13 protein-coding genes are annotated in these 12,428 nt (G+C 40.7%); 2 read left to right on the top strand and 11 right to left on the bottom strand.

Features of this window, described 5'->3' with window-relative positions:
- Window positions 1-37 precede the first annotated feature (37 nt).
- The 5 genes from ACZ9EE_RS30190 to ACZ9EE_RS30170 form a co-directional block, all read right to left on the bottom strand.
- Entirely contained in the window at window positions 38-277 is a 240-nt protein-coding gene (locus tag ACZ9EE_RS30190) for a hypothetical protein (RefSeq protein WP_476032275.1), read from the bottom strand.
- On the bottom strand, window positions 278-433 hold the full coding sequence (locus ACZ9EE_RS30185) for a hypothetical protein (RefSeq protein WP_476032274.1): 156 nt from the start codon (window positions 431-433) through the stop codon (window positions 278-280). It abuts the gene before it with no gap.
- 874 nt (window positions 434-1,307) lie between these two features.
- Window positions 1,308-1,571 (bottom strand): hypothetical protein, encoded by a 264-nt coding sequence (locus ACZ9EE_RS30180; protein WP_476032272.1) that lies wholly within the window; start codon window positions 1,569-1,571, stop codon window positions 1,308-1,310.
- Window positions 1,572-1,760: 189 nt separating this feature from the next.
- Window positions 1,761-2,837, bottom strand: a complete 1,077-nt coding sequence (locus ACZ9EE_RS30175; RefSeq protein ID WP_476032270.1) for a copper resistance D family protein — start codon at window positions 2,835-2,837, stop codon at window positions 1,761-1,763.
- A 2-nt stretch (window positions 2,838-2,839) separates the two neighbouring features.
- Window positions 2,840-3,373: a copper resistance CopC family protein gene (locus ACZ9EE_RS30170; RefSeq protein WP_476032269.1), complete on the bottom strand. Its 534-nt coding sequence runs from the start codon at window positions 3,371-3,373 to the stop codon at window positions 2,840-2,842.
- Between the two features lie 215 nt (window positions 3,374-3,588).
- On the opposite strand from ACZ9EE_RS30170, the gene ACZ9EE_RS30165 reads away from it, so the two are divergent.
- Window positions 3,589-5,181 (top strand): GMC family oxidoreductase, encoded by a 1,593-nt coding sequence (locus ACZ9EE_RS30165; RefSeq protein WP_476032267.1) that lies wholly within the window; start codon window positions 3,589-3,591, stop codon window positions 5,179-5,181.
- A gap of 161 nt (window positions 5,182-5,342) precedes the next feature.
- Complete coding sequence (locus ACZ9EE_RS30160) at window positions 5,343-5,903, top strand: DUF1259 domain-containing protein (protein ID WP_476032266.1); 561 nt, start codon at window positions 5,343-5,345, stop codon at window positions 5,901-5,903.
- Between the two features lie 49 nt (window positions 5,904-5,952).
- Here the strand turns inward: ACZ9EE_RS30160 and ACZ9EE_RS30155 are convergent, their stop codons facing one another.
- The 6 genes from ACZ9EE_RS30155 to ACZ9EE_RS30130 all read right to left on the bottom strand — a co-directional run bounded on the left by ACZ9EE_RS30155 (window position 5,953) and on the right by ACZ9EE_RS30130 (window position 12,142).
- Complete coding sequence (locus ACZ9EE_RS30155; RefSeq protein ID WP_476032264.1) at window positions 5,953-6,534, bottom strand: DUF421 domain-containing protein; 582 nt, start codon at window positions 6,532-6,534, stop codon at window positions 5,953-5,955.
- Window positions 6,535-6,715: 181 nt separating this feature from the next.
- On the bottom strand, window positions 6,716-7,798 hold the full coding sequence (locus ACZ9EE_RS30150) for a PrsW family intramembrane metalloprotease (protein WP_476032263.1): 1,083 nt from the start codon (window positions 7,796-7,798) through the stop codon (window positions 6,716-6,718).
- A gap of 59 nt (window positions 7,799-7,857) precedes the next feature.
- Window positions 7,858-8,793, bottom strand: a complete 936-nt coding sequence (locus tag ACZ9EE_RS30145) for an NADP-dependent oxidoreductase (RefSeq protein ID WP_476033157.1) — start codon at window positions 8,791-8,793, stop codon at window positions 7,858-7,860.
- A 100-nt stretch (window positions 8,794-8,893) separates the two neighbouring features.
- Complete coding sequence (locus tag ACZ9EE_RS30140) at window positions 8,894-9,862, bottom strand: ring-cleaving dioxygenase (protein ID WP_476032261.1); 969 nt, start codon at window positions 9,860-9,862, stop codon at window positions 8,894-8,896.
- A 13-nt stretch (window positions 9,863-9,875) separates the two neighbouring features.
- A complete protein-coding gene (locus tag ACZ9EE_RS30135) occupies window positions 9,876-10,481 on the bottom strand; it encodes an alpha/beta hydrolase (RefSeq protein ID WP_476032259.1) in 606 nt (201 codons plus the stop codon).
- A 182-nt stretch (window positions 10,482-10,663) separates the two neighbouring features.
- Window positions 10,664-12,142, bottom strand: coding sequence for a SulP family inorganic anion transporter (locus tag ACZ9EE_RS30130; RefSeq protein WP_476032258.1), 1,479 nt, complete (start codon window positions 12,140-12,142; stop codon window positions 10,664-10,666).
- Between the last annotated feature and the right edge of the window lie 286 nt (window positions 12,143-12,428).

Here is a 12,428-nt window from a genome sequence, read left to right as displayed (position 1 = left end):
TAGAAAATTAAAATGCACAACTGAACTATCAACCTGATTAACACTGATTTTTTGTATGAAAATTAGCAAGTGAATTAGCAAAATAAATGCTTGGGAAACCGATTGTTTTTTTAGCGTGTTCGGAAAACTTATTTGTAAGAAGATTTCCTGACTTTGGACAGGACTGAAGTAATTTAACCATCTGCTGTCCGAAGTTTTCTCGACTTCGGACAGGATTGAAGTCATTTAGCCACCTGCTGTCCGAACTTGCCTCGACTTCGGACAGGATTGAAGTCATTTAGCCACCTGCTGTCCAAACTTGCTTCGACTTCGGACAGGACTGAAGTATTTTAGCCATCTGTTGTCCGAAGTTGCCTCCACTTTGGACAGGACTAAAGTATTTTAGCCATCTGCTGTCCGAACTTGCCTCGACTTTGGACAGGATTGAAGTCATTTAGCCTTCTGCTGTCCAAAGTTGCCCTGACTTTGGACAGAACTGAAGTCATTTAGCCTTCTGCTGTCCGAACTTGCCTCGACTTTGGACAGGATTGAAGTCATTTAGCCTTCTGCTGTCCGAACTTGCCTCGACTTCGGACACAACTGAAGTCATTTAGCCATCTGCTGTCCGAACTTGCCTCGACTTCGGACAGGACTGAAGTCATTTAGCCATCTGCTGTCCGAACTTGCCTCCACTTCGGACAGGACTGAAGTATTTTAGCCATCTGTTGTCCGAAGTTGCCTCCACTTTGGACAGGACTGAAGTCATTTAGCCTTCTAATGTCCGAACTTGCCTCGACTTTGGACAGGATTGAAGTCATTTAGCCATCTGCTGTCCAAAGTTGCCCTGACTTTGGACAGCACTGAAGTCATTTAGCCTTCTAATGTCCGAACTTGCCTCGACTTTGGACAGGATTGAAGTCATTTAGCCTTCTGCTGTCCGAACTTGTCTCGACTTCGGACACAACTGAAGTCATTTAGCCATCTACTGTCCAAAGTTGCCTCGACTTTGGACAGGATTGAAGTCATTTAGCCTTCTGCTGTCCGAACTTGCCTCGACTTCGGACACAACTGAAGTCATTTAGCCATCTGCTGTCCGAACTTGCCTCGACTTCGGACACAACTGAAGTCATTTAGCCACCTGCTGTCCAAAGTTGCCTCGACTTCGGACAGGATTGAAGTCACACCTGCTGTCCGAACTTGCCTCGACTTTGGACAGGATTGAAGTCATTTAGCCATCTACTGTCCGAACTTGCCTCGACTTCGGACACAACTGAAGTCATTTTGCCACCTGCTGTCCAAAGTTGCCTCGACTTCGGACAGGATTGAAGTCATTTAGCCACCTGCTGTCCGAACTTGCCTCGACTTTGGACAGGACTTAAGTAATTTAACCATCTGCTGTCCAAAGTTGCCTCGACTTCGGACACAACTGAAGTCATTTTGCCATCTACTGTCCGAACTTGCCTCGACTTTGGACAGGGCTTAAGTAATTTAACCATCTGCTGTCCAAAGTTGCCTCGACTTCGGACACAACTGAAGTCATTTTGCCACCTGCTGTCCAAAGTTGCCTCGACTTCGGACACAACTGAAGTCATTTAGCCATCTGCTGTCCGAACTTGCCTCGACTTCGGACACAACTGAAGTCATTTAGCCATCTACTGTCCGAACTTACCTCGACTTCGGACACAACTGATATAATTTTTCCTCATACTTTTCAAAGTTGCCCTATTTTCCGACCCTTTTGCACGTCTGATGTTTTGATCTTTGAATGGCTGCTCCCATTTTTAAATAGTTAAAGAAAACATCAACCCTACATAAAGGACAACAATAAAACAAACGCCAAATACTACCCCTAATAACGGTTTTGCCTTTTTAAAGCTAAGCAAAATCATCATTAAAAATAAAAAGGAAATCACCATTAACAATACTGATTGAAAATTTGGAGTTAAATGGGTCGTTAGAGTTGTTGTGATATTTTTTCCTAAGAACCATTCCACCCATTGAGATGGTCCTTCGGATTTTACTGTAAAATCAATTTCGTGCGGTGGTGATAATGTTCCCATTACACCAGTGATATAAAAAATAATCAATATAAATATACTTTCTCCCCTTATCCAGCGACGGGGATTAAATAAGGCTACTTGTAATGATTTTCTCGCTAAAACTCCGTTTATTATCGCAAAAAATAAAACTGGTATGATGCTGATATGTTTTAGCAGCAACATTTGTCCATATGGCAATACCCAAGCTCTTACATAGTCCTCGGGCTTTACCATGTAAATCATCAAAATAAAACCGCTTATAAAAACGAAAAGCAGGCTAACCAAGGCCACTGGAGTGAACCAACGTAAAAATTTGCTCCAATTAACTTCCTCTTTTGAAAACCAGGCGACATGCAGCAGGATCCCTGTCCATAATGTCACCAATAGAAAATGAAGGCTGTGTGAAAGCATGCCAGTCCAAAAAGATAATGAGGCCACATGACTCGAATAACCTACTCCTAAAATCATCAATAATACCAAGATGGCCTGCAAATATTTTGAAGCATTATATTGCAAGGCCATCCACAAGAAAGTGGCCATAAATCCAATAAAAATCCACGCTCTCCCAACTTGGAAATCTGTGAAAACTGCATTTATCGCTACTGCAAGGCCAACACCTTCCTGGAAATAATAAATGGTTTGCAGGATAGGTCCTAATGTAAAAATGATAATACCCAGTGTAGATAGAAGTAAAAACGGTTTGGCTATGCGGGTTTTCGGTTTGCTGTCATCTGGGACAAATAACAAGGCGACATGGCCGACTAAAATAGAATACAAAAGATAATTTCCAAACTCGAAAAGTGGTACTAAAAATCCCATGACTACCGCTTCCTTCTAAATAATAGGAATAAACCTATCAATAAAATGACCACAATGACCAGTGTAATCGTGGTTTTAGAAGAAGGAGATGTTTCACTGTTGGATTTTACTGGCTTTGCTTCTTCCTTTTTAGGCTCCTCCTTTTTTGTTTCAGGCTGTTTTGTCGTGGTATTTGGGGCAGCTGCTTCTGCCTTATCGACAGAAAAAGATATTTCTCCGGATAATGGGTGACCGTCTTCCCCTGCAATATTCCATTGGATCGTATAGGCGCCATTTTCCAATGGAGATGGCAACGTGCCCATCAACTGATTACCTTTAGGTACAACGCTCTTCAAAGGAATATCCTGTCCATCCTTTTGTAACTTCATGGTACTTAATGATTCAATTTCTCCTTCGTATGTAAGGACGATATCTTTAAGATCCTCTTTCACCACTGCTCCGTTTGCTGGATTAGAACCGGTTAGTTCCGTATGTGCACTTACTATCGTTGGAATCAAAACTAAAGTGCAAATAAGTAAAAATAGTAGTTTTTTCATTTTTTTCTCCTAGTTTAACTCTTTTATAGTTTTCTTCTTTTTGCAGTTTACCTGCTATCAATTGTAATGTAAAAACTTATAAATGAAAACAGTTCTCAACGATAATTTTATTGATTTTATCATGATTTTATTATTTTAAACATTGTTGCTTTCACCCACTTCTCCCCTATTTCTATTTCATAAGATAAATAAACGGTAAAAAGGAGAATGAAAAAATGGCAAAAAGTCAGTCAAAAAATATCTTTGACTATATTGTTGTCGGAACCGGACCTGCTGGGGCTGTAATAGCCAAAACACTTTCCGATGATAAAAAAATGTCAGTTTTAGTGTTAGAAGCCGGCGATAATAATGATAATGATGTACCCATTAAAGATTCCAGGTACGCACCAGAATTAGAAGAAAAATTTTTCCCGCAATATTTTTGGCAAGGAGAAGGGGTCCCACAAGAAGGGGTAAATGAACGCTCTTTTGAATGGACAACAGGCCGCCTTTCCGGTGGTGGTTCTTCTATCAATGGGGAACAGTATGTGAGACCTACTCCCGCTGTATTAAGAGAATGGGAACGGCTGTTAGGATCGATGTGGTCACCAGGTCAAGCAACCGAAAACTTCAAAATGCTAGAAGATTTTCACGGTGAAACGAATGATCCAGAATTTCACGGCTATAATGGCCGCTTAAATATTAGACAGACCCCTGATCATCCACCAAGGGTGACAGAGAAATTTGTCGAAGCGATGGAACAAGCAACAGGTTTTAATCGGATCCTTGATTACAATGACCCGAGAACCCCCCTTGGCCCTTTCACCCGCTGGCAGCTATTTCAAAAAATGAATGGCCTTCGAGAAAGCTCATCAACAGCCTTTTTATCTTCAGATATCATGACCTCGGACGGTTTTGGGGTAAATGGCCGGAAATTAAGGGTTCTTTATGAATCAACTGTTCTTCGAATTCTGTTTAAGGATAACACAGCAATTGGAATAGAATTTTTAATGGAAGGTAAGAAGGTACAAGCGTTTGCCCGTAAAAAGGTGATCATTTCTGCAGGGATAAATAGCACCCATTTATTACTGTTATCCGGTATTGGACCTGCAAATGAACTAAGTCAAGTTGGTATACCGGTGATTTTTGATAATCCAAACGTAGGTCAATCTTTAACCAATCATACCTTGAATACCGCTGTCTTCACCATGAATCCACGCGATACCTCTGAATTACGTAATGACCCATTTGCTCTTTATACAGGGGGTGCCTTTTTGCCGGACCCATTGGAGGGGAATCGCAGTCAGCGCCGGGGAGTGCAGCTGATTGGGATCGTATCGGAGGGGAAATTTAGTATTGCGATTTTATATTTACGACCGAAGAGCCGAGGAAGCATCCAAATTCAAAACAAGGACCCTTTAAAAATTGTGCTTGCGGATGAAGGCTTTTTGGAGAACAGTGATGATCTTGAAGCCATTAAAGAGATTTATAGAACGTATATCAAAGAGACAGCAAAGAGATTAGCCAAAATTGATCGGAATTACCGGCTTATAGAACCATCACTAGAAACGATAAATGATGATGAAAAGCTTGAAGACTTTATCAAAGAAAATTTTGGTCATAATCACCACCAACAAAGTGCTCTTCGCATGGCCCCGTTAAATCAAGGTGGTGTAGTCGATAGATTTGGAAGAGTTTACGGGGTTAATCAATTACTAGTTGCGGATGCTTCGATTATCCCTTTTACGGTGGATGGTAATACTTCTGCCGCAGCATACCTAATTGGATATACCATTGCCCGTCAATTATTACAGGAAAACCACGGTTAATACAACGTCAGAGATGCCCACTTTTTAGCCTTTAAATATTCAATTCTAGTTGCTTAAAGATAAACCGAAAAAAAGGCTTTTGTACCTTGTCCATTTGTCCCTTCCCTTTTTATTTTCTCTGAATATCCTAACTAGTGAGAATTGGACAAGGAGTTGATTTTATGGCAAAGAGAGAATTTGATCACTTAGGAAATCAAAGTTTATATAGAAGTTCAGGTAACGACCATAGGGATTTCTTAGGAAATGACGAATTCAATTATCATATAATGGAATCGATGGATCACACGAGTCGAAAACATGAACATACTTCCAGACGTGGGGATGGTAATCCTTCAACCACATGCCAGCAACTAGCAGATATTATCGGAGGAATGGTGATTACATCAACACCTGTTTGTGTTGTCCAGCGCCTGCGAAATATCAATGCAACCATTTTAGGCCGACGCACACAATCCCCACTGGCACTGCCATTTGCGCTTTCATTTGAAGACAATAGAAAAGGTAGAACACTAAACCTAGGTGAGTCTGTAGTGCTTCAGGAAGAAATTAATCCTTTTCTATCTGCATTGAGAAAACGAGGCCTTATAGTTACGGCTGTGCACAACCACTGGCTATTTGACAATCCGCGCTTAATGTATATGCATTGGGAATTTGTCGGAGACCCATTTGAATTTGCAAGAAATAGTTTTGAAGCAGCTAGAGAAGCAGGTCTATTTAGATAAGACAAGTCCCCGGTGGTATTCACCGGGGTTTGTTGTGATGTGTTTTTCGTTAATTTAGATATTCAGCATGCTTTTGCGGAGTATTTGGATGAATTTCTTCGAAGATGTTCTGTCCAGAAGTTTGACTCTGATTTTGTTGTAAACTGATGTTCATTAGTTTTTTAAATTCGCCAATGGTTAGGGGTTTTGCATCTTCTATTAACTCATAGCCTAATTGGCCATTTGGTTCAATCGTTGCCATTTTGATATCAGATATTTTTGTCAGGCCCATATTCCGCATTCGCATTTCCAGCCCATCGACAGTTAATCGTAACTTCTTTAAATTCTTTATATGTAACTCTCCGTTTTCAATTACAATTTTTGACTTCCCCATTATTAACTTTTCAAAGACATTAAAATGAAGCTGTAAATATTCCACCACTAAAATAGACACGACAAAAATAACAGCACCGCCAATCGCTTTGACCATGCTAACTTCTACGATAGGCTCCACGATCATGTGGCCAAGAGAAACTATGACGATGGTTTGAGCAAGCGTCATCTGTGCAATTGATTTTCTTCCAGCAATTCGCAGCAGGAAAACACCTGTACAGAATAGTATAAAAGATTTCACTATAAAGGATAAATCCATTAAAAATCCTCCTGTAAATTTCACTATTTATACCTTCCCCATTATGGAAAAATTTATGATTTCAATTCTAATCAACGTAAGGGGCATTTCTTCCTTTATTCCTGTACCAAAGGATTCAGAACCAAATCATATTCAGGTAATAAAATAAAAACCAGCGTTTGCTGGTTTTATTTTATTCTCTCTATTCCATGATCGGATAGGGAGTTTTTGATATCATTTTTTTATTTCCAATTTCTTTAAGACCAGCACGAATCAGCAGGAAAACCACGATCCATGAAGCCACCATCAAGAAAATCTGCCCAAACGGGAAAATACCTGGTATGGGTGTATCCCAAAGGGCATGCATTAACACAACTAAGAAAAACACACGTAAAAATTTAAACTGAAATAACATGCTGAACTTAAAGGGCTGATCCCCTTGGACTCTGCAGAACGCTGCACCTGTCAATGCAGCCCAAGCTACATGGCCGCCGGGAGCCAAAAAACCGCGCCATAGCATCGTCATGTATAGATTCTTACCATCCCCGGAAAGCATGGCCCTTAGGGCATATCCCGCGGTTTCGAAAGCGGCAAAACCGGCACCAACAGCTGCACCAATAAGAAGGCCGTTAAGGATAAACCTGTATTTACGGTATCGTACGAAACTGATGACCGTTATCGCTTTGGCTAGCTCCTCAGCAATTCCAATCGTAATGGGATTGATATTATTCCTTAATATATCAAAAAATACGAGGGCGACTAACATGGAGAGAATCCCACCAATAAACACGACATATATAATTCGGTAAAAGGCAATATTTTGTGGAGCATTCATTTCCCAAAAGAAGATTAGCGTAGTCAATGGAACAGCAAAGGCTCCCACAATGATAAGTCCGGGTATAAAGTTCACATTTCTGAAAATGGCGACACCTATATACAAACCTAAGAATGCGAGTATGGCAAAAATGAATACCCTGGCAAACAGCCATGGTTTTGGCCATGTATCTGTCACTTCTGTAATTTTCGGTGTAGTAAGCGCAGTTCCTACGATGAATAGCCGTTCTGCCTCTAGTTCACTATGATTTCGGAAGACACGAGAAAAGACGTTTTGAAATTTTGGTTCAACCGAACGTTCAAACCTTGGAACCATATCTACATAATGGGCAAACTCATAAAATAAGCTGTTATCATCTTCTTCCGTATTCTTCTTAAAGAACTTTTCACCGCAGTTTAAGCAGAATTTCACCCCTTCTGGATTTGAGTAGACGCATTGTGGACAGTTCATATTACTTCACCCCTCTAGGTTAACTTCCTGCTTTTTGTTAGTTGCTCTTTAAAAGCAGCTTATTGGATCTGAATGACAATTTTTCCTTTAGCATGATGGGTTTCACTTAAGGCGTGTGCTTCCCTTATTCCTGCTTCTGTTAACGGGTATTTATGTCCAATAATTACTTTAACTTTATCCTTCTCTAATAATTCAGCAATTTGTGCTAACTGCTCCCCATTTGGCACCAGCCAAACAATGCCTGCTTTTATTCCTTTTTCATCTGCCATTTGTTGGCTTGGTTCTGACACAATCGATGCTAATTTGCCGCCTTCTTTTAAGATGGAAAAGCTTTTTTCTTGAATTTCTCCGCCTAAAGAATCTAAAACGAAGTCAAAATTTTTCAAGATCGACTCAAAATTCTCTTTTTTATAATCAATTACCTCATCGGCACCAAGGGATTTCAAGAATTCAACATTTGAGGTTCCCCCTGTTGTCGCCACATAGGCACCGGCATTTTTGGCAAATTGGATGGCAAATGTTCCGACCCCTCCAGCTCCTGCATGGATGAGCACCCTATCTCCTTTTTTGACGTCTCCAAAATCAAATAAACATTGCCATGCAGTTAAACCCGCAAGTGGGACACAAGCTGCTTGATCAAAGCTGATATTGTCTGGAATTTTAGCAATCAGTTGGGCATCAACCGCTGTAAATTCTGCATAGGTACCCCGATTGGTCGTAGCAGGACGTGCAAACACGCGGTCCCCAGCTTTAAAATGATCGACCTTGCTCCCTACAGCCTCGATTACACCTGCAGCATCCCAGCCTAAAATAATCGGAAATTCAAAAGGAATCATTGCTTTTAGGTATCCTTCCCGTAATTTCCAGTCAATCGGGTTAATCGAAGTAGCATGAAGCTTGACGATTACCTGGTTGTCACCAAGAATGGGATAATCCATTTCTTTTTCCTTTAATTGCTCTTTCCCGCCATATTGCTCAATAACAATTGCTTTCATTTTCATTATGTACCCCTTCACGAACTGCTTATTTAAAGTTAATTTAACCAAATAACACAAATAAAAACAGACGAATTTTTCGCCTGTTTTTTTAATGAAATCAACTAAATTCAAGAGGACGCAATTTTGCTTCAATTTCAACTCGTCTTGGTTCTAAAAATGGTGGTAATGCGAGTTGCTGCCCCATCGTTTCCATCGGTTCATCTGTTGCAAAGCCTGGCGTATCCGTTGATAATTCAAACAAAATACCGTTTGGCTCTCTAAAATATAATGCTTTAAAATAATAACGCTCAACCATGCCTGAATTTGCAATTCGGTTGTCCTTTAGACGTTTAGCCCATTGATTATATTCTTCTTCATTCGGTACTCTGAAGGCCACATGATGAACTCCGCCGCGGCCGATCCGGGCACGCGGTAAATCTGGTCTTCGTTCAATATGGACCTCAGCACCGGCTCCACCTTCTCCTGTTGCATAAACCAATATCTCAGGGTAGTCCCCTTCAAGGGACGGATAGGAGCTTATATAACGAAAGCCCATTATTTCTGTTAGAATTCCGATTGTTGGTTCGGCGATGCTGACGGTGAGTGTTACCGGACCTAATCCAATAATTGCATGTTCTACTGGTATTTCGCTCCGTTTCCAAGGTATACCTGAACGTACACCCTTTTCACCATTGTCTGCAACAAGGATTAAGCGAGTTCCTTCAAAGTCACGAAAAGCCAGGGTATCGCGGCCGGCTCGTTTCTGAATCGAATCATGTTCGATTCCAAGTTGTTTAAACCTCTCTTCCCAAAACAACAGGGAATCTGTTGTTTTCACCCTTAACGAGACCGTAGAAATATCGGATGTTCCCCGGTAAGAGTGACCTAGTCCGGGAATATCAAAGAAAGTAACTTCTGTTCCTGGTGTCCCTTCAGCATCGGCATAGAAAAGGTGATACGATTCTGTATTATCTTGATTTACCGTTTTTTTAACCAATCTCATTCCTAAAATTTTGGTATAAAATTCGTAATTTTTCTCCGCTTTTCCTGTCAAAATCGATACATGATGCAGTCCTAATAATTCCATGTCTAGCCCCCCCTTAAATGACAATCTCTTTATACCACTTTGCTGCAGCATCTACTTCTTCTCTGGTTAATTGATGCCCAAGGTTTTCCCAGTGAAGTTCGACGGATGCGTTGGCATCTTGAAGCAATGCTTGCAGTTCCTTCGATTCCAAGGGTGAACAAATCGGATCATTCGTCCCTGCAGCGATAAACACCTTCGTTCCGGTTAAATCAGGAAGCTCTATCCTTCTCGGAACCATTGGATGATGAAGAATAGCCGCTTTTAAGGCGTTTTGATAGTGAAATAATAAGCTTGCGGCGATATTAGCCCCGTTTGAGTAGCCAATGGCAATGATATTATTCCGGTCAAATTCATATTTCTTTGCAGCCTCATCAAGAAACTCGTTTAATTCTTGAGTACGGAAAACGAGATCCTCTTCATCAAAAACTCCTTCAGCTAGTCGTCGGAAAAAGCGAGGCATTCCGTTCTCTAATACATTTCCACGAACACTTAGCACGGACGCTTCCTCATCAATCATTCCCGCCAGCGGCAGCAGATCCAATTCATTTCCTCCGGTACCATGTAGTAACAGCAAAGTTGGCTTTGCCGGATTTTTTCCTTTTTGAAAAATGTGTTTCATCTAATAATCTCCTTTCAAAGTACGAATTACATTATTATTTCCAAAAATCATCCGAATTTTATTTCGAAGTTGAATATCTTGAATATGAGATAATTTTAATACATCCAGCTGAAATAGTCAATAAAAAACACGCTGAATTTTTCAGCGTGTTAATTTTGGATTAAGGCTGTTACGAGCCTGGTTTAATGACCGGCCACTTTTTCAAGAGCGCCAGGCTTGTTATGGACAGCTATTTTATTGATAAGCTTATGGCTCTCCGTATTTAATCCTATAAGGTTTACTTTTACACCATTTTGATGGTACTTAATCACGATCTTATCAATGGCCCCAACAGCGGAATCATCCCAGAGGTGCGCATCGGATAAATCGATGTCGATTTCCTTTATATCTTCCTTAAAGTCAAAACCATTGATCAAATCAGTAACGGAAGCAAAGAAAAGTTGACCCGTCACATGATAGATTTTTTTAGTTGCTCCTTTTGCTGAAACACTGGTTACATTTACTTTAGAAATTTTTGAAGCAAAGAAAATCGCACTTAAGATCACTCCTACTAAAACACCTAATGATAAGTTGTTTGTCATCACAACTGTAATAACCGTAATAATCATTACAATCGAATCGGTAATAGGCACTCTCTTAAAGTTCTTCAGGCATGACCAATCAAAAGTGCCAATCGACACCATAAACATAACGGCTACAAGTGCCGCCATTGGAATTTGAACTAGGAAACCCTTAAGTAAGACGATCAGAGTCAATAAGAACGCACCAGCTATAAAGGTAGACAAACGCCCTCTTCCCCCTGATTTAACATTAATAACAGATTGACCAATCATGGCACATCCAGCCATACCGCCGAACAAACCGGATACAATATTGGCAATCCCTTGACCTCTAGCCTCTTTGTTTTTATCACTCTCTGTATCGGTCATATCATCAACAATCGTCGCCGTTAATAAGGTTTCCACCAAACCTACAATAGCAATAGAAACGGCATATGGGAAAATAATTTGTAAGGTTTCAATGTTAAACGGTATATCAGGAATTAAAAAAACCGGTAGTGTAGAAGACAATTCACCTAAATCTCCAACTGTACGTACATCGCTGCCCGTCATGATGGAGATGACGGTAATGACAAGGATTGCCGCTAATGGAGCAGGAACAGCTTTTGTAAATCGAGGCAGGATATAAATAATCACAAGTGCTAAAGCGACCATTGCATACATCTGCCAGGTTGCCCCTTTAAATTGAACTAACTGGGCCGAGAAAATTAAGATTGCAAGTGCATTTACGAACCCCGTCATCACTGAGCGAGGGACAAATTTCATCAAACGGCCTAGTTTTAATGCTCCCATGATGATTTGTAGGACACCAGTCAGAATGGTCGCAGCAAGTAAATATTGCAATCCATGTTCTTTGACTAGAGATGTCATTAATAAAGCAGTAGCTCCAGTGGCTGCCGAGATCATACCTGGCCGGCCGCCTACAAAGGAAATGGTGACCGCAATACAAAACGAGGCATACAACCCAATCATTGGATCAACACCAGCAATGATAGAAAAGGCAATAGCTTCTGGGATAAGTGCCATTGCCACCACAACCCCGGATAAAATATCCCCCTTGATGTTTCCAAACCATGAATATTTAATTGTACTTAAATTCAAATACAGCACCTCTCCCTTTATCTATTAAAATTGTCCAGCTTCAGCACGCTCGGGATCGGGTTCATTAGCCAATCCGTTAAGAAGGCTAATGAATAGGCTTCTCGCCGGCCGTCTTTTACTTTTCTCCCATAGGTAAGACGCTTCCGCTTTTCTGCTGACTTTCAACTCTCATGAAAGTCGGGGCCGTTGTGAATAGGAAAAGTATAATGGAATGTGACAATTTTGTGAAATCGTATGTAAGCGGTGTTTTTTTAATCATGCTTCCATTATCTTTATTTTCCTTGTG

This window comes from Bacillus sp. URHA0034 (genome assembly GCF_056280405.1).
Note: the sequence above shows the minus strand (reverse complement) of the source record. Positions and strands in the feature narration are given on the sequence as shown.